Source organism: Enterococcus sp. LJL51 (assembly GCF_054871795.1).
Genome location: NZ_JBTXLW010000006.1, coordinates 92450 through 111481, shown reverse-complemented (window position 1 = coordinate 111481; position 19032 = coordinate 92450). Strand labels below are relative to the sequence as shown.

The window sequence follows — 19032 nt, the reverse complement described above, 5'->3', positions numbered from 1 at the left end:
ATTAGACTTCACTGTTTTGAAGCTTGTACATATCTGCATACAGGCCTTCCAGCTTCAGCAATTCCTCATGATTTCCCTGTTCAACGATGTGTCCTTTTTCTAAAACTAAAATCAGATTAGCATCTCGAATCGTTGAAAGACGGTGAGCAATAGCTATTGTAGTCCGCCCTTGTCTCATATTAGCCAGGCCTTCTTGGATAAGTCCTTCTGTCTCTGTATCAATATTTGCTGTTGCTTCATCCAATACCAGAATCTTAGGATCTGTCACCATTGTTCGTGCAAAAGAAATCAGCTGCCGTTGCCCGCTTGAATAGCTTGCCCCCCGCTCAATAACTTTAGCATGGTATTGATTCGGCAACGTTTCGATAAACTTATCTGCCTGAACAAAGCGTGCAGCTTCTTCAATCTTTTCATCGCTGATGTTCTTATTCAGCATTCGAATGTTCCCGGCAATATCTCCGTAAAACATAAATGCATCCTGTAATACCAGCCCCATTTTTTTACGCAATTCTGTTAATGGATATTCCCGAATATTCCGATCATCCAACAGAATTTCCCCTTCGTAAAACTCATAGAAACGCATCAGCACATTAATAATTGAGCTTTTTCCGCTTCCTGTATGTCCTACTAGGGCAATCGTTTCGCCCGGATTTGCTGTAAAGCTGATATTTTTCAGCACATAATTTTCTCCATCATACGAAAAACTAACATTTCTAAATTCTATTTTTCCATCCTGAATTTCTCCATCTGCATCCGGTTCCTGCTGAGGAGTTTCTTCTTCCGTATCAAAAATTTTCAAAATACGGCTGCCTGCAACCATACCATCAGTGAAAATACTTAGAAAATCCATCATTTGCGTCATTGGTTGAAAAAAGGCTTGAACATAAGTGACAAATGCGTAAATAAGCCCCACCTTAACTGGTGAATCCAATGCGTCCAGCCCAAACAAAGACAGTGCAACTGATACTGCTAAAGCGTACAGCAAATTAATAATCGGACTTAAAAGCAACGAATTCACACGAATCATCGCAAATTTTGTCTGCAGATATTCTTCATTTGTTTTTTCAAACTCATTTTCCAGTCTTTTTTCTTGTCTAAACTGCTGAATAATCTGCATACCAGAAATATATTCGTTCAGCTTGGTATTTAACTGACTCAGTCTTTCTCTCATGTTCCGATAAATACGGGAGCTGAATTTTTGATAATAAGCAATTACAGCCAACAGCACCGGCAGGAATAACAAGATGCAAAAAGCAATCTTTGAATCTATTTGCAGCATACCGACAAAAGAAGAGATTACTGCAAAAATTCCAGTCAACACCATCAAAAAAACATACCAGAATTCAAACAGAGTTTCTGTATCATTCGTCACACGAGAAACAATTGACCCTGCCGGTGTCTGATCGAAATAGCGCATACCTAAGGTCTGCAGCTTTTCAAATAGTTTTACCCGAATGTATTGATAGGTTTTCAGTGAAGCCATGGAATATAGAAACCACTGAAAAAACCAGATAATACTTTTCAAAATAATTCCAAGCAGATAAAGTCCTGCAAACAAATAGATAATCTGAGAAGTCGCTGTTTTAGTTGTTAAGTAGTTATCCATCAACAATTGTATAATTCTTGGCAATAGTGCATTAATAACTGACAGAATAAACGCAAAGCCGATAGCTCCAGCAAACGTATTCCGAAAAGGCTTTGCATAGTTGAATAGACGTCTCACAATCGTTACCTGTTCTTTGACAGGAATCGATTTGGACCATGCAGATTGTTGTTCCTCCATTACTCTTCACTCCCTTCGATTTTCGCTTCCAGCTGCTGTTTATCCCACATACGACGATACCAGCCATTTTTTTCCAGTAGTGCCGAATGAGTTCCCCGTTCAATGATTTGGCCCTTATCTAAAACAATGATATCCTGCGCATGCATAACACTACTCAATCTGTGAGCAGAAATGATTGTGGTTTTATTTTGTCTAGCTGCTTTTAGATTACTTAAAATTGCTTCTTCCGTTTTGGCATCTACTGCTGATAAAGCATCATCTAAAATTAGCAGCTCCGGATCAATAATCTCAGCTCTGGCAATTGATATCCTTTGTCTTTGTCCTCCTGAAAGGGAGACACCTCGTTCGCCGACCATTGTATCGTACCCTTTGGCGAAGCCTTTAATATCCTCATCAATAAAAGCCATTTGAGCAGCTTTTTCCACTTCCTCCTGTGATAATGAAGGATCTGCAAAACGAATGTTGTCCCGCACAGACATGGAAAACAGAAAATGATCTTGGGGAACGTAACCGATACCTGTCAGCAAAGCGTCCAAAGAATAATCTTTGACATTGTATCCCCCTAGTCTAATCTGCCCTTGATAATTATCATATTCCCGCAGAAGAAGCTTCAGAATCGTTGTTTTTCCTGCTCCTGTTTTACCAACAATTCCTAAAGTCTGACCTTCATTAATTGTAAAATCGATATCTTTGAGGGTTGCTTCTTCCTCTCCTGGATAAGAAAATGAAGCAATAGACATTGATAATGTTCCTTTGGCTGGTGTCTGAATGGCCTCCTGACGTTCAATAATGTGTGTCTTTTCATGCAGCAATTCATTCACCCGATCGTAACTGGCATTCCCTCTCTCAAGAACGTTGAACAATCGGCCAATGGCAAACATCGGCCACACCAGCATCCCAATATAGCTGATAAATGAAACCAGCTGTCCTAAGGAAATAATATCCTTCATAATAAAATGACCGCCCGCAATAATCGTTAGAACATACGAGATGCCAATAATCAGGGTAATAAATGGATCAAACAATGCATCTAAAAAATTTACTCGTTTATTTTTAACAATCGAATCATCGATTTTTTCAGTAAAATCCTTAATGTCTTCTTTTTCCTGCCCAAAGGTTTTTATCACTTTGATTCCAGTAATACTTTCCTGCGTTTTCTCATTAATCGCTGAAAAAGCGGCTTGAGAATCTCTAAAAGCATCATGGAGCTTTGAACCAAGAATTCGAGACATCAATGCCAGCAGCGGCAGCGGAACCAAAGCAATCAATGTTAACCGCCAATCGACAAACAACACCATAGCAATAATCGTACTGCCTCCAGTCAGAAATGAATCTGCAAAGGTTAGAATTCCTGCTCCTGCAACATTCTGAATAGCATTCAAGTCATTCGTTGCATGAGCCATTAAATCTCCTGTACGGTGTTTCTGATAAAAAATACTGTCCATCTTTGTAAAATGATAAAACAGCTGCCTTCTCAGTTCTTTTTCTAATCGAGCCGCCCCGCCCCAGATATGTTTTCGCCATATATAACGAAACACATATTGTGCGAGTGCAGCCGCCAGCAGGATACTTATCCAGAACACTATCTGACTGAAGCTAAATCCATCCTGGTCTATAATATCTACTACTACACCAATGACCTTAGGCGGTACAAGCTGAACAAGCGCCACCATCACTAATGCAAAAATCCCAATAATATAACTTCTTTTTTCTTTTTTGAAAAACCAGCTTAATTTCTTAAAAACTGACATTTACTTTCCTCCTAACACAACTTCTACTCACTAATCACTCGTTTTCTATTCTGTTTCCCCATTTTTACGAACCCCTTTCCACTACTGTTTTTGAAGACACAAAAAAACGGACAAAAAATCTGCCCGTTTCAGCTCCAAATATGATGATTAGCAAAAGGATTTACTTATCCCCTTGGTTCTTCATTTGCTGCATCATTTGACGAATCTTCTTCTCAGAAGGCTTCTGTCCCATCGATGCCATCATCATTCGCAACATATCCTCATTAACGGGAGGATTTTTTTTCAGATGGTCCTGCATTGCTTTACGGGCAAGGAAAAATCCGCCTACCGCACCAGCGATTAAAGCGATTACTGCAATTAAAACTACAACTCCTGTTGACATATTAAATCTCTCCTTTCCATCATAAAAAGCTAATGAGTATGGCGTCTTTTTTCTGTAAAAAAGTAGTTCTATTCATACTAAGCTTCAAATTTAAGTCATATAAATGCTCTCAAGAAATCATTTTACTAGAAAGCATAGAAAAAGAAAAGGCATTTTAAAAGATTCCTCAAAAGAATTTTTTTAAAAGCCCTTTTGCATTCTTAATTAGTTCTGTTTCTGAATCTTATCTAATAAGTCAAAATCAAATTTTCCGGATTTTAACATCGCGATTTCATAGCCGTAAGGTGCTTTGCTCGTCTTTTTGTCATCACCTACATAGGGTGTTTCCAAAATTTTAGGTAAAGCAGCCAGCTTTTCGTGATGTACGACGCCATTCAATGCATCAAAACCAATCGTACCGAAGCCGATATTGGCATGACGGTCTTTATGAGAACCCATTGGATTTTTAGAATCATTCACATGAACTACTTTTAAACGATCCAGTCCAATAATTTTATCAAATTCTTCCAATACACCATCAAAGTCTTCTTTCACATTATAACCAGCATCATTTGTATGACAAGTGTCCAGTGTAACAGATAATTTATCGTTTAATGTGACACCATCAATGATTACAGCCAGCTCTTCAAAAGTCCGCCCCAGCTCAGTGCCTTTACCTGCCATCGTTTCAAGCGCTATCTGCGGTACTTGTTCCTTTGTTAAAACTTCGTTAAGTCCTTTGATAATCTGCTGCAGACCTGCATCTACCCCAGCACCTACATGAGCACCTGGGTGCAGTGTAATCTGTTTTGCGCCCAATGCTTCTGCACGCTGAATTTCCTGCCGCAGGAATTCTGTAGCAAAGCCAAAATTTTCCGGTTTTATCGTATTTCCCAGATTAATAATATAAGGAGCATGCACAACAATGTTGCTAATGCCATGGTCTGCCATGAAGGCTTCGCCAGCCTCAATATTCATCTCTTCAATTGGTTTCCTTCTGGTATTTTGGGGAGCTCCTGTGTATATCATAAACGTCGAAGCCTTATAGCTTGCTGCTTCCTCTGCCGCCCCCAACAACATTTTCTTTCCACTCATACTTACATGTGACCCTATTAACATTCTTTTCCTCCTCTAGTCTTCATCCTTTTCAGATTAAGTGAAAATACCTGAAAAAACAATCTTTTTGCTTCAAATCAGCACAATCAAAACAACGGCTCTTCGTATGCTGTACACAGTTAACAAGGCTATATAAATTTTTGAATAGCCGCTTTTTTTAGATTTTTATAGTAGTTGCTTCACTGGCTCTAGCATGTCCGCTATAGACTTTCCATTCCTATTCATCTCTGGCTAGAAACTGCTGATATAAATTTTTCGACTTAAAGCCTTTTTCCAGCAGCTCGATCGCTTCCACCAGCCTTTTCTCTTGCGTGGCACGTTGCTTGGCACTATAAATATATTGCGCCCAACCTCTCTGATAGCCAGGTGTCAGCTCATAAAAAAACTGCAAAGCTTTCGGATTACCAGACAATGCTTCCTGAACCTTTGGAACCAACTCTGTATATTCCTGAACAGACTGACTCTTTTTTACAGGTTTATTTTTGCTTTTTGGTAAATACTTAATACCGACAATTGTGAATGTATCATCTAAACGAACCATTCGATTAAACTTCAATTCGGTTCCTTCCACATACCCATCTGCTTCATTGACTTTCAAAGTTGGGAAAATCTCGTCCCGATGAACAAACGTCTTATACAATTTATTACCCTTCTTCGGATAGGCAACATATAATACACCTTGTTCAGTCAACAGCTGCTTTTCCGCGACCTGTTGAACACATTTTTTAAAACTCGCCATATCCTCCACAAAAGCAATGATTAAGTCCACCGGTATGCTTCCCTGGTTTTCATATTCAAAGCTTAATTCTGAAAAATATGCAGGCTTCGGCCGCCCTAAAATCAACTTGTTTTTATACTTATCTAATTGCAATTTTTCTACGATTGAACGAGTCATTACTTTCTCCTTTATATGCTATCTATTTTATAACTTCTTTTGAGTTTGGGACATAGGTAAATACCTGCTCTTCTTTCTCTAAAATGCGAATAAACGGCGTTTCAGACTTTGTATGCTTCGAGTATTGCAACAGAGTGAAAACTGTAGACAAGCTTGTAGAAAACTAATGCTTTATATCGACCTCTTTTATTTTGTCTTGAAATTGTACAAGAATTTCCTTTGATAAAAAAACAGCTGCAGTAGATGCTAATTTATTCTTTCCAAGGTATACTGGAGTAGTTGAAAGAACATTCCTGTTAAATGATAGTATAGCAGGAATGGTATATATGCGAAAAGGCTTTTATGTAACAGCAGATAAAAAGCGAAATACCGCCTGTTCCTAAAAAGTAAAGGAGAGAACACATGACTACGCCAATTGAAGCATATATCCAAAAAAGCCCAGCAGATAGACAAGAGCTGCTGACAGAGCTTTATCATTTTATCAAGGAGCTGGTTCCTCAGGCTGAAGAAAAAATTTCCTACGGTATGCCAACTTTTTATTTAAACGGCAATCTGGTTCATTTCGCTAACGCCAGCAAACACATCGGCTTTTATCCAACTCCCTCTGCGGTTTCTGCTTTTCAAGAGGACCTGACCGGATATAAAACCTCTAAAGGAGCAATCCAGTTTCCTGTAAACAAAGAGCTTCCCTGGGAGGTAATAAAAAAAATTGTTCTTTTCAGAATCAAAGAAAATACGGAAGCAATCTAATCTCAAAAATGCAAAGAACTTTAATTGTTTGTGCTGGTGGAAAATCCTTCACGGAAAACACATCAGCACTTTTTATCTATGGATAGCTATACTTCAAAACCAAGAACAAGCAGTGTTAAAAGCAGATAAGGAATTACAGCTGCTTTTAACACTGCTTGTTTGACTTCATTTAGGAATGAACTCGGCCATCATTTTCTGCCGAGTTGCTTCCGGTTCACTGCCTATTCTATTGGTCTGAAGCATGATGAACTATCTTATTTTCTTTGCAACACTAGTGTAGAACATTAGAAAAATCGTTTCCTATAAAAAAAAAACCCTAATTTTACTTGGAGTACCCAGATTATTGACGAAGTTCTTCTTCCCCGAATAAAAAAACTTGAAACAAAACCAGCAAGTTCCTGCTTTTGTTCCAAGTTCTGTAATTTATTCATTTCTGTCCTGCCAGCTTAACTTGTTAATATTTCAATAGGAAATACTTTTTCTTGCCTCGGCGAACGACTATAAACTGCCCTTCAATTTTTTCATTATCAGACAATTCGAAGCCGACATCCTGCATCCGCTCTCCATTGATATAAATAGCCCCATTCTGTACATCTTCTCTAGCTTGACGTTTAGAAGGTTCAATACCAGCTGCAATCAGCAACTCAATAATATTTGCTGAATCCTCTGTTTGAACTTCATAAGAAGGGACATCCTTAAAGCCTTGCAAAATTTCGTCAGCATTCAAACCTTTGATATCTCCACTGAACAACGCTTGAGAAATTTTAACCGCCTGCTCGTAAGCCTCTTCTCCATGAACAAGTGTCGTTACCTCTTTAGCCAATGCTTTTTGAGCTGCTCTTTGTTCAGGTGCCTCTTTGAATGCTTTTTCAATCGCAGCAATTTCATCTAAAGAGAGGAAGGTAAAGTAACTCAAAAACTTGATTACATCACGATCATCTGTGTTAATCCAAAATTGATAGAACTCATAAGGAGAAGTTTTGTCTGCATCAAGCCAAACAGCATTTCCTTCTGTTTTTCCAAATTTTGTACCATCTGCTTTTGTAATCAGCGGCATAGTTAAGCCAAAACCTTGTACTTCTTTCTCACGACGCAGCAGCTCAATCCCAGAGGTAATATTTCCCCATTGGTCACTACCGCCCAGTTGTAGTAAACAGCCTTGTGTTTCATACAGCTTCAGAAAATCATACGCTTGGAGCAGCTGGTAAGCAAATTCCGTATAGGAAATCCCAGTTTCAATGCGGCGTTTCACACTCTCTTTACTCATCATGTAATTAATCGTAAAGTTTTTCCCAACATCTCTTAGGAAATCAATCAGCGAGATTTCTCCCAGCCAGTCATAGTTATTAGCAAGAATAGCCGGATTTGTCTCATCATCAAAATCAATAAAACGTGAAAGCTGACCTTTGATGCTATTCGACCAATCTTTTACCGTATCCAGTGTGTTCAGGCTACGCTCTGCATCCTTAAAAGAAGGATCGCCAATCATCCCAGTTCCTCCGCCTACCAAGGCAATAGGAACATGACCGTTTAATTGAAAACGCCGCAGCATCAGAACCGGTAATAAATGTCCGATATGTAAACTGTCAGCTGTCGGGTCAAACCCGATATAAAGCTTAACAGACTCATCATTCAATTGTTTTTTTAGTGCTTGTTCATCTGTTGTTTGATGAACAAGTCCGCGTGCTTTTAGTTCATCAAAAAAATCTGTGCTCATTTCGTTTCCTCCCACACTTTTTTACTGGAGTTATTTTTCTCCTATCCTCCAATATTAACTGATTCAGACCCCAAATAAAAGACAAAACACGGGATTTTTCTTAAGAAATTAAAGTTTTTTCGATAAAAGACGGAACAACTGTTCATTATCTCTTTTTTTTGCTATAATATCACGGAATATATGAATTGACATGTCGAGGTGAAGTTTTTGGATAATCAGAACAATTCAAACAATAACAAACAGAATTTACATAAGCTGGTCAATAAAAAAAATGCCCTTTTATCTTTTAATGTACTTGTTCGTGTATTGAAAGCAGTAATTTTGTTTGCTGTTGTTGCCATTCTTTTAGGCGGCTCATTAGGTCTAGGAATAGGTATGGGCTATTTTGCCTCTTTAGTTGAAGGAACAGAACCTCCTACGAAAGAAGAACTCCAGCGGGAGATTAGTGATATCACCGAAGTCTCAAAAATGACTTACGCTGACGGATCAATGATTTCATCAATCAAATCTGATCTAATCCGAACCCGTGTAGACGGCGAACACATTTCTCCACTTTTAAAAAATGCCGTAATCTCCACAGAAGATGAATATTTTGAAGAACATGACGGCGTTGTGCCAAAAGCACTAGTCCGGGCACTTTTAGCTGACTCTGTTGGCTTCGGCGGTTCTTCTGGTGGTTCAACCTTAACGCAGCAGCTGGTAAAACAGCAGCTCCTGACAGACGAAACTACCTTTAAACGAAAAGCAAATGAAATTCTTCTTGCTTACCGGATTGAAAAGTACTTTACTAAAGATGAAATTCTTACAACTTATCTAAACGTCTCTCCTTTTGGCAGAAACAATAAAGGAGAAAATATCGCTGGTGTTGAAGAAGCGGCAAAAGGATTATTTGGAAAGAGCGCAAACGATCTGACATTACCTCAGGCCGCTTTTATTGCAGGGCTTCCGCAAAGTCCTATTGTCTACACTCCCTATCGTAATACAGGTGAGCTGAAAAGTGATGAGGATTTAGCTGTTGGAATGAAAAGAAAAGATTTTGTTTTGTTTAATATGTTCCGGGAAGAAAAAATTACAAAAGATGAATACGAGGCTGCAAAAGCCTATGACTTGAAACAGGACTTTCTTCCTACCGAAGCAGCAAATACCACAACTGAGGGCTTCCTTTACTACACTGTAATGGAACAGGCAGTTGAAGCAATTATGGATGTAAATATTGAAAAAGCTGGTGTGAAGAGAGAGGATTTGGACGAGCTGGGACTGAGTCAGTACGAGGAACAGGCTAGACGACAAATTCAAAATCGAGGATACACCATCGAATCAACTATTGATCCAACTGTATACAACACTATGCAAGAAGCTGTAGCGAATTACGGCTATCTTCTTGATGATGGTTATGCAGCGGCTTCCGTAGAAACCGGAAATGTCTTAATGGATAATCAAACTGGGAAAATTATCGGATTTGTGGCTGGAAGAAACTATGAGATTAATCAAAATAACCATGCCTTTGATACCCACCGTCAGGTCGGCTCAACAATCAAACCTATTTCTGTTTATGGTCCAGCCATTGACCAAGGGATGATCGGTTCGGAAAGCCGTTTGGCCAACTATCCAACAAAATATAAAACAGGCGAAGAGCTGGGTAATGCGACAAACAGTGGAACCAATACCTTCGATACGGTTCGCACTTCCCTTGAATGGTCTTACAACATTCCTGTTTACCATTTAAATGAAGCAATGAAAGAACAAATGGGCGACTCGAATTTCTCTTATAATAATTATTTGAGTAAAATGAACTACCCTGCTGCTGACGGTTGGGCATTTGAATCTGCACCATTGGGGTCTGTTGAAGCCTCTGTTTACACACAGACAAATGGCTTTCAGGCACTGGCCAACAAAGGCGTTTATCAAAAGGGTTATATGATAGAAAAGATTACTGATAATGAAGGAAATGTTATCTATCAGCATCAGGAAGCCCCTGTTCAAGTTTATTCACAAGCTACGGCAACGATTATGAATGATTTGATGCGCTCTGTCATTGACTCAAAAATTACAACGCCATTCCGAGATGTCATTACTGGTCTTAATCCTCAGCTTGCAGCAGCAGACTGGATTGGTAAGACGGGTACAACAAATGATTATAAAGATGCCTGGCTCGTTGTTTCAACCCCAAGTATTACTTTGAGTTCATGGGCTGGTTATGATGAAGGAAATGTCATGAGCCCAAATAGCGGGATTCAAAACAGTACCTACCTGGCTCATCTGACAAATGCTATTTATAACGTACGTCCAGACTTATTTAATGCTGAAGAACGCTTCACTCTTTCTGATGATGTGATTAAAGCAACCGTTTCTAAACTAACAGGCGACAAGATTGGCGGCTTTACTTACAATAACATCAAATATTCAGTATCTAGCGAATCTGTTGTCTCTTACTTTGCTAAAAATGGTCCAGCTGATAGTCAATATAAGTTTGGTTTTGGCGGATCAGACGCCAATTACCAAGCATACTGGAGTAAATATATCTCTGGTTCAAATAATAGCAGCAACAGTGGCACGAACAATAATAGTAATAACACAAATAACAACAATAATTCTAACGATACAAACAACTCAAACAGTTCAGATACTACACCTTCTTCCTCTTCTTCGGAAGAAAGCAAAGAAGAAAACAATCAAGAGAACGGACAGGACAACGGTGGAAATCAGGAAGGTAATATTGAGTCGCCATCCGGTGTTGAACCTGAAAATTCCGATTAGTTAAATAAAAGCAGCGGATTCCCTTGAATAATTGGAATCCGCTGCTTCTATTTTTTATCTGTTCTTCTTTCTTCTAATCAAAAAAAGCTGAATTACAACAGAGTTCGTCATATTTCAGCTTTTGCATATTTAAATTACTCAACAGTCCAAGCTGAGTATTTTTCGTCCTCAATGACAAAGAATACTCTGATTATTTTGTTGAGCCTTTTTTATCTAAACCATAAGGAAGGATAACAGTTTTATCCTCGATTTCTTCTTTATTCATTAGTTTTGTCAGTAAACGCATAGCTACTGCACCAATGTCATATAAAGGCTGAGTCACGCTTGAAAGCTTCGGACGAGCTACCTCAGTCAGTAAAGAATTATTGCTTGTAATGATTTCGAAATCTTCTGGAACTTTAATACCCGCATCCAGCATACCATCCAGTAAGCCGATAGCAAGTTCATCATCTGTAACAACTGCAGCAGTTGCACCACTGTTGCGGATTCGTTCAGCTAGATTAATGCCGTCTTTAAATTTGTATTCTGATTCAAAAATCAGACCTTCATTATAAGGCAAACCATTTTCTGTTAATGCTTCTTTATAGCCGCTCATACGGTTTTTTCCATTAATAGGATCAATCAATGCACCACTAACAAATGCAATTTTTTTATTTCCATTTTTAGCTAAAAGATCGGTTGCGTCCTTTGTAGCTGCGGAATAATCAATATTCACACTTCCAACCTGTTCATCTGGATCAATAGAACCAGCCAGTACAACAGGTGTTTTAGACCGCGAAAATTCTCCACGAATCTCATCTGTGATATGGTGACCCATGAAGATAATACCATCTACCTGTTTCGCCAATAAATTATTCAGTACATTAACTTCCTTCTGATCGTTGCCATCAGAATTGGCTAAGATAATATTGTATTTGTACATTGTAGCCACATCATCTATTCCTCTTGCCAATGAAGAGAAAAAGATATTGCTGACATCTGGAATAATCACACCAACAGTTGTTGTTTTTTTGCTTGCTAAGCCTCTAGCTACAGCGTTTGGACGATAATCCAGTCTGTCAATAACTTCTAATACTTTCTTTCTTGTTGCCGGTTTAACATTCGGGTTGCCATTAACAACTCGGGAAACTGTTGCCATAGACACGTCGGCTTCACGGGCAACATCATAAATTGTGATTGTTTGTTTTTCCATCTTGCTTTTCTCCTAATCATCTATTAGATTTCATTTTCTGAAAACTTCATTTACATTTCTTAACTAGGATAGCAGAGAAATTTTTATTTTGCAACCGTTTTTATACCATTTTCATGAAATTTAAACAACCAATTTCAAAAACAAAATTATTCCTTTTCATGGTATGATAGTTACGTTCGAATAAATACACGAAAAAAAGTTACTATTTCTATTCTCTATAGCTAATAAGGAGCCTCTGACAGAACATTGGAAAATTGACTTCTTAGAATTTATCGGCTCTTTAAATTCATCGTTTTTAGTGATACGGAGTAGTATGCAGAAAAATGTTTATAAAATATTAGATAGAAAGAAGGATACCTATGAATTTGGCAAAAATCAATGAATTGAAAAAATGGATGGACAGTCTAAATATAGACTTAACTTACATTAGTGATCCCCATCATATTGCTTATTTTTCCGGCTATGAAAGTGATCCCCATGAACGAGTACTGGCCCTATTTATTTCTAAATCTGGAGATCCTTTCCTGTTCACTCCAGCATTGGAAATTGAAGATGCTCAAAACAGTACTTGGGACTTTCCAGTCCACGGCTATCTGGACAGTGAAAATCCTTGGGAAAAAATTGCTGCTCTCATCCGCCAAAACGGACAACCTAAAAAGATTGCAACAGAAAAAGAGTTTCTCTCTGTTGCGAGATTTGAAACATTACGTACCCATTTTCCAGATGCTAGTATGTCGGTAAGTGTTACTCCTGTCATTGAAAAACTACAGCTGATTAAAACTTCAGAGGAAATCGAACTGTTGATGGAAGCCGGAAACTGGGCCGATGTCGCTTTAGAAATTGGCTTTAAAGCGGTCTCTGAAGGAGCTGCTGAGCAGGAAATCATTGCTGAAATTGAGTATCAGTTAAAACGTAAAGGTGTTCGTTCCATGAGCTTTGATACATTGGTGCTAACTGGTAAAAACGCAGCTAGTCCCCATGGAACTCCTGGCGGTTCAACGGTGCAAAAGGGTGATTTTGTATTGTTCGATCTAGGGGTTGTCTGGAAAGGTTATTGTAGTGATGTCACTCGTACAATTGCTTATCAGGAGCCCACAGCTTTTCAAGAAGAAATCTACAGTATTGTACTTCAAGCTCAATTAGCCGCACAGCAAGCGGTAAAGCCGGGAATAACCGCTGGCGAGTTAGATCAGATTGCCCGCTCAGTTATTGAAAAATACGGATATGGAGAATATTTCAATCATCGTTTGGGTCATGGTATCGGAACTACGGTTCATGAATACCCTTCTCTCGTAACTGGTAATGATTTAGTGATTGAAAAAGGAATGTGTTTCTCGCTGGAGCCTGGTATCTATATTCCGGAAAAAGTGGGTGTCCGCATTGAGGACTGTGTCTATGTAACTGAAAACGGTTGTGAAGCTTTTACTAAAACACCAAAGGAGCTTCAAATTTTCGGCAGTTGAAAGCTGCCCTAAAAATATTCAACATCAGTTATACGTCAATAAATGCTTATAATTTTAAGAATATAAAAAATGTGCCGGTCTCAGATTTTGACCGGCACATTTTTTTATTCTTATTTAACAGTTTTTTCTGCTGCATCCTTCAAATCTTCTTTGGCTTCATCAGCCTTTTCTGGAATATCTGCTGCTGCAGCTTTGGCTTCATCTTTTCCTTCAGAAACAATTTCTTTGGCTTTTTCAGCAGAGTCTTTAACATCAATAATAATATCATCAGATGTATCTTCCGCAATATCCCTGAAATCATCCATCTCATTATTTAAGTCGTTTGCAGTCTTTTTAAAGCGGCTTGACAAATCATTGGTCTGTTGTCTCAATGTTTCCAGGACTGAATCGGATACATCCTGAGCTTTGCTGAATGACCCTTTAGATTTATTTTTGATGTTTCCTGCTAAATCTCCCGCCTGATCGCTAAGAGAGTCCGCTGTATCTTTTGCAATTGATGAGAATTCCGATCCCTTCTGTACCGCATACTCTCTATAATCTTCTGCTTTATCTTTTAAGGTGTCCGCTTGTTCAGCCAGATCTTTACGCAACTCTTTTCCTGACTTTGGTGCCAACAGTAATGCCGCAATCGCTGCTGCTGTTCCGCCTATTACTGCACCTAATAGAAATCCGCCGCTTTTTTTCGCCATTATCTATTCCTCCATAACTATAGTTGTTTTTTATTTTTTAGAACGCATTGCCCGAAAAGCCGCTCCGCCTACTTTTCCAACCATTCCAGCTTTAGAAGCATTTTTTCCGACAGAACCCATTTTTGTCACCAGATTTTTACTGGAATGATTCAAATCAGAAACACTGACACTCAAATCTGCAACTGCCTGGAACAAAGGATCAATAGTTGCTACCTTCTGGTTGACGTCATTTAGTAAATCATTACTTTTTACCAACAGCCCCTCTACCTGTTTTGATAAAATATCTACGTCATTTGTTACAACTGCAATGGTTTTATTCGCTTCATCCACTGTTTTTGTTACCTGATCCATTGTTTTAGCGATTTTCCATAAAACCACGCCAATAAATAACACTAGGACTGCAAAAGCCGAAGCCGCAATTAAGCCGGCAATCTCTCCACCTGTCATAAATTTTCTCCTTTCCAACATCCATTTTTATTAGCATAACACTTGCTATACATTTCTACAAATCTTTCACTGTTTCTTACTCTTTTTATTATACCAATTTATTAGCAATCCCACTATATAAAAATCTTAGAAAAATGTTCACTTCTCTTCTGATACGATGTTTCTTTTTCAGTGATAACTAATCAAATTTATCCCAACAAAAAAGCAGGCTTACGAAGAACGCCGTAAACCTGCAGAAAAATTATTTTTGATTTTTATTGTCTTTTACCTTTATTTCAGGACTATTTTCTTCTTTTATAAGCTTTTGTCCCAGTTCAATCAGATAAGCCCTCAAGTTGTCTTTGACTTCCGGATGATTCAGACCATACTCAATACTTGTCTTCATAAATCCAAACTTATCACCGACATCATACCGTGTTCCTGTAAAGGAACGCGCAAATACACGTTGTGTTTTATTCAAAGTATCAATGGCATCTGTTAATTGAATTTCGCCGCCTGCACCAGGCTCCTGATTTTCTAAAATATCAAAAATCTCTGGTGTAAGTAAATAGCGTCCAATAATTGCCAAATCACTAGGAGCATCCTCAGGGTTTGGTTTTTCTACAAAGTTTTTTACATTAAATAATCCTTTGCTAACCTCTGTTTCAGGATTAATAATTCCATACTTAGAAGTATCTTCATGAGGAACCTTCATCACCGCAAGCGTTGCTGCATGAGTCTCTTCATAATCATTCATCAGTTGTTTAGATAATGGTATCTTATCTTCCATGATATCATCACCCAGCATAACCACAAATGGTTCATTACCGACAAAAGCTTTCGCCTGAAGTACAGCATGACCTAGACCTTTGGGATGAGACTGACGTATAAAGTGCAAATTAACATCCGTAGTTTCTTCTACAAGTTTTAAGAGTTCCGTTTTGTTTTTTTCTTTTAAGTTTGTTTCCAGTTCAATATTCGAGTCGAAGTGATCTTCGATTGGACGCTTTGCTTTTCCGGTCACAATCAGAATATCCTCAATCCCGGAAGCCAGCGCTTCCTCTACAATAAATTGAATAGTCGGCTTATCAACAATTGGCAGCATCTCCTTAGCCATCGCTTTCGTTGCCGGCAAAAATCTAGTTCCAAGACCTGCCGCTGGAATAACCGCTTTTTTTACTTTCATTTGAAATTCTCCTTCCATTATAAAAACTCGTTTTCTGTTTTGCCATCGCGCAGCATAATATCTTTAGCTGCTTGCTTCACTTCTTTATCTTCATATAAAACCTGATAGATAGCTTCTGTAATCGGCATGTCAATATTCATTTGCTGTGCTAACTCATAAGCCGCTTTTGTTGTAGAAACACCCTCGACAATCATTCCCATATTCTCAAGGATTTCATCAAGACTATGTCCTTTACCCAGCAGATTGCCAGCACGCCAGTTGCGGGAATGAATACTTGTACAGGTGACAATCAGATCCCCAACACCACTTAATCCGATAAATGTCAGCGGATTCGCTCCCATTGCCACACCTAGTCTACTAATTTCAGCCAAGCCTCTCGTCATAATTGCTGCCTTGGCATTGTCGCCAAAGCCCAATCCATGAATTGCACCTGCTCCAAGAGCGATAATATTTTTTAAAGCAGCTCCCGTTTCAACACCAATGACATCTTCATTCGTATAAATTCTGAAATAGCTATTCATAAACAGCTTCTGCACATACTCTGCATGCTCAATCACTTCGCTGGCTGCAGTAATAGTTGTAATATCATGAACGGCTACTTCCTCAGCGTGACTCGGGCCTGAAAGAACTACAATCCCTTTTCGCTTATTGCTGGGAATCTCCTCCATCAGCACTTCAGAAATACGTTTATGACTTCCTTGCTCCAATCCTTTGCTGGCATGAATTATCAGCGGTTGATTTTGGGCAAGCTTTGTAAATTCTTTTGCTACTGCTCGAATAGCTTTTGTAGGAACTACAAATAGAACCGCATCAACATCAGCAATACATTCTTCCAAAGATTTTACACCTTTTATTGAATCGGGTATGACTAAATCCGGAAGGTAATGCTTATTGGTATGGAATTGGTTAATTTCCTCAATTTGCTTTTCATCATTTCCCCAGATTCTAACTTCATTTCCGTTTTCTGCTAACACTTGAGCCAAGGCTGTGCCCCATGATCCAGGGCCTAAAACAGCAATTTTTTGTTTCATTATATGCTTCTCCTCCTAAATAAACGATTGTTTATTTACTCTATCCTTTTTTTGTTTTCGTCTCTAATGATCCCCGTTCACGATTGTAAAAACTCAGCTTAGGGTTTCTTCTACGTATCGCCAGAATAACCAGAGCACCTAAAAACAGTACGACTGACAACAACTGGGAAACGCGAATGATTCCGAAAACATATAGACTATCGGTGCGCAGTCCCTCTATGAAAAAGCGCCCAAACGCATACCATGCAACATAAAGAAGGAAAATTTCTCCTTCTTTTAGAAAATCTTTTTTCCTGCGTAATAGAATTAATACAACAAAGCCCAGAAAATTCCAAATAGATTCATATAAAAAAGTCGGCTGACGATAAATACCGTCAATCTTCATGTTCTCAATAATGAAATTTGGCAAATGCAGCCCTTCTAGGAAGCTTTTAGTCGTATCTGGTCCATAAGCTTCATGATTCATGAAGTTTCCCCAGCGTCCGATTCCCTGCGCCAAAATAACACTTGGAGCAGCAATATCCAGAAATGTCCACGTTGAAATGAAATGATGACGGGTAAACAGTAAAAGTGCAATGCCGCCGCCAATCAATCCCCCATAGACAGCTAACCCGCCATTTCGGGTCATGAAGATATCCAATGGATTGTTTATATAATCCTGCCATTCAAACGCAACATAATATAATCTTGCACCAACGATGGCACTTGGCAATCCCCAAATCATGAAATCAACGACATCATCTGACTTCAATCCTACTCTAACAGCTTCCCGGCTACTCAACCAAACAGCTAGAATAATCCCCGAAACAATGATTACTGCATACCAGTAGACAGAAATTCCTAATATACGGAAAGCCACTGGACTAACTTGAGCCAACATGTGTATTCCCCCTATATTCCTGAATTTTCTTCGATAAGCTGTGTTAAGCGGTTTTCGAATTCTTTTGTAGCATCATAACCCATGCTCTTAGCACGGAAATTCATTGCTGCAACTTCGATAATAATCGCCACGTTTCTACCAGTTTTAACTGGAATACGAATCTGTGGAACATCTACATTGCCAATTTCCACTACTGCATCATCGCTGCCTAATCGATCGTACTGCTTATTCTTCGCCCAGGCCTCCAGATAAACGACTAACTGAACCTGCATAAAGCCTCGGACTGCACTAGCACCAAAAAGATTCATGACGTCAATAATTCCTATTCCGCGAATTTCAATTAAATGCTGTAAAATTTTTGGCGGCTCGCCTATTAATGTAAGTTCATCTTGCTGATGGACATCTACACGGTCATCAGCAATCAAACGGTGTCCCCGCTTAATCAGCTCCAGCGCTGTTTCACTCTTACCAATACCACTGTCTCCCTGAATAAGCACACCTAACCCATAGACATCAACCAGTACACCATGGACGCTCGTTCTAGTTGCCAGCTCATCATCAAGAAAGCTTGATAACTCACCCAGCAAACGGGAAGTAGAGATTGGCGAACGCAGTACTGCCATATCCTTTTCCTTAGCAGCTTGAATCATCTCCTTGGGAACCTCCAGTCCTCTGGAAATGATAAATCCTGGTGTATCCTCTCCACACATCCGACGCATAACCAGTAATCGTTCCTCAGGAATCATTCGCTCGGCAAAAGTAATTTCCTTGTTTCCAAACAACTGCAAGCGGTCATGAGAATAGTAACTAAAGTAACCCGTCAATTCCAGACCTGGACGGGAGATATCCCCCGTTGTTATTTCTTTATCTAAAGCCTTCTCTGATCCAAAAACAATTTCCAGAGAAAGTTCTTCGGCCAACTGGCGTATTTTTACAGTTTCTGACATATTTTATCTTTCATTCCTTTCCTCTCTCCGCTTTATTTTATCATTTCAACCACTAACTTTCTACTTATATTCATTTATCTCTGTAGGA

Annotated in this window: 16 protein-coding genes; 3 read left to right on the top strand and 13 right to left on the bottom strand. The window is 38.9% G+C overall.

Annotation, left to right across the window (positions count from 1 at the left end; translation table 11 throughout):
- Position 1 precedes the first annotated feature (1 nt).
- From ACYSNQ_RS08120 to ACYSNQ_RS08100, 5 genes are all read right to left on the bottom strand, one after another.
- Entirely contained in the window at positions 2–1783 is a 1782-nt protein-coding gene (locus tag ACYSNQ_RS08120) for an ABC transporter ATP-binding protein (protein ID WP_426082407.1), read from the bottom strand.
- Complete coding sequence (locus ACYSNQ_RS08115) at positions 1783–3534, bottom strand: ABC transporter ATP-binding protein (RefSeq protein ID WP_426082406.1); 1752 nt, start codon at positions 3532–3534, stop codon at positions 1783–1785. Before ACYSNQ_RS08115 ends, ACYSNQ_RS08120 begins: the two co-directional genes overlap by 1 nt.
- Before the next feature lie 160 nt (positions 3535–3694).
- Positions 3695–3916: a YneF family protein gene (locus tag ACYSNQ_RS08110; protein ID WP_086348183.1), complete on the bottom strand. Its 222-nt coding sequence runs from the start codon at positions 3914–3916 to the stop codon at positions 3695–3697.
- A gap of 204 nt (positions 3917–4120) precedes the next feature.
- Positions 4121–5014, bottom strand: coding sequence for a deoxyribonuclease IV (locus ACYSNQ_RS08105; RefSeq protein WP_426082405.1), 894 nt, complete (start codon positions 5012–5014; stop codon positions 4121–4123).
- 214 nt (positions 5015–5228) lie between these two features.
- Positions 5229–5906 (bottom strand): YdeI/OmpD-associated family protein, encoded by a 678-nt coding sequence (locus tag ACYSNQ_RS08100; RefSeq protein ID WP_426082404.1) that lies wholly within the window; start codon positions 5904–5906, stop codon positions 5229–5231.
- Positions 5907–6308: 402 nt separating this feature from the next.
- Here ACYSNQ_RS08100 and ACYSNQ_RS08095 point away from each other — a divergent pair, with 402 nt between their 5' ends.
- Positions 6309–6656, top strand: a complete 348-nt coding sequence (locus ACYSNQ_RS08095) for an iron chaperone (RefSeq protein ID WP_426082403.1) — start codon at positions 6309–6311, stop codon at positions 6654–6656.
- 454 nt (positions 6657–7110) lie between these two features.
- On the opposite strand, the gene tyrS is transcribed toward ACYSNQ_RS08095, so the two are convergent.
- The gene (gene tyrS / locus ACYSNQ_RS08090; RefSeq protein WP_426082401.1) at positions 7111–8373 is read right to left on the bottom strand and encodes a tyrosine--tRNA ligase; all 1263 of its coding nucleotides are present in this window, start codon (positions 8371–8373) and stop codon (positions 7111–7113) included.
- Positions 8374–8580: 207 nt separating this feature from the next.
- On the opposite strand from tyrS, the gene ACYSNQ_RS08085 reads away from it, so the two are divergent.
- Positions 8581–11130, top strand: a complete 2550-nt coding sequence (locus tag ACYSNQ_RS08085; RefSeq protein ID WP_426082400.1) for a transglycosylase domain-containing protein — start codon at positions 8581–8583, stop codon at positions 11128–11130.
- 190 nt (positions 11131–11320) lie between these two features.
- On the opposite strand, the gene ccpA is transcribed toward ACYSNQ_RS08085, so the two are convergent.
- Positions 11321–12322, bottom strand: a complete 1002-nt coding sequence (gene ccpA / locus ACYSNQ_RS08080) for a catabolite control protein A (RefSeq protein ID WP_426082399.1) — start codon at positions 12320–12322, stop codon at positions 11321–11323.
- Positions 12323–12681: 359 nt separating this feature from the next.
- Here ccpA and ACYSNQ_RS08075 point away from each other — a divergent pair, with 359 nt between their 5' ends.
- On the top strand, positions 12682–13785 hold the full coding sequence (locus tag ACYSNQ_RS08075) for a M24 family metallopeptidase (RefSeq protein ID WP_426082398.1): 1104 nt from the start codon (positions 12682–12684) through the stop codon (positions 13783–13785).
- 110 nt (positions 13786–13895) lie between these two features.
- On the opposite strand, the gene ACYSNQ_RS08070 is transcribed toward ACYSNQ_RS08075, so the two are convergent.
- The 6 genes from ACYSNQ_RS08070 to hprK all read right to left on the bottom strand — a co-directional run bounded on the left by ACYSNQ_RS08070 (position 13896) and on the right by hprK (position 18944).
- Positions 13896–14474: a YtxH domain-containing protein gene (locus ACYSNQ_RS08070; RefSeq protein ID WP_426082397.1), complete on the bottom strand. Its 579-nt coding sequence runs from the start codon at positions 14472–14474 to the stop codon at positions 13896–13898.
- A gap of 30 nt (positions 14475–14504) precedes the next feature.
- Positions 14505–14921, bottom strand: coding sequence for a DUF948 domain-containing protein (locus ACYSNQ_RS08065; protein ID WP_426082396.1), 417 nt, complete (start codon positions 14919–14921; stop codon positions 14505–14507).
- 241 nt (positions 14922–15162) lie between these two features.
- Complete coding sequence (gene galU / locus ACYSNQ_RS08060; protein ID WP_426082395.1) at positions 15163–16086, bottom strand: UTP--glucose-1-phosphate uridylyltransferase GalU; 924 nt, start codon at positions 16084–16086, stop codon at positions 15163–15165.
- Between the two features lie 17 nt (positions 16087–16103).
- Entirely contained in the window at positions 16104–17117 is a 1014-nt protein-coding gene (locus ACYSNQ_RS08055) for an NAD(P)H-dependent glycerol-3-phosphate dehydrogenase (RefSeq protein WP_426082394.1), read from the bottom strand.
- A 40-nt stretch (positions 17118–17157) separates the two neighbouring features.
- On the bottom strand, positions 17158–17997 hold the full coding sequence (gene lgt / locus ACYSNQ_RS08050) for a prolipoprotein diacylglyceryl transferase (RefSeq protein WP_426082393.1): 840 nt from the start codon (positions 17995–17997) through the stop codon (positions 17158–17160).
- An 11-nt stretch (positions 17998–18008) separates the two neighbouring features.
- The gene (gene hprK / locus ACYSNQ_RS08045; RefSeq protein WP_426082392.1) at positions 18009–18944 is read right to left on the bottom strand and encodes an HPr(Ser) kinase/phosphatase; all 936 of its coding nucleotides are present in this window, start codon (positions 18942–18944) and stop codon (positions 18009–18011) included.
- Between the last annotated feature and the right edge of the window lie 88 nt (positions 18945–19032).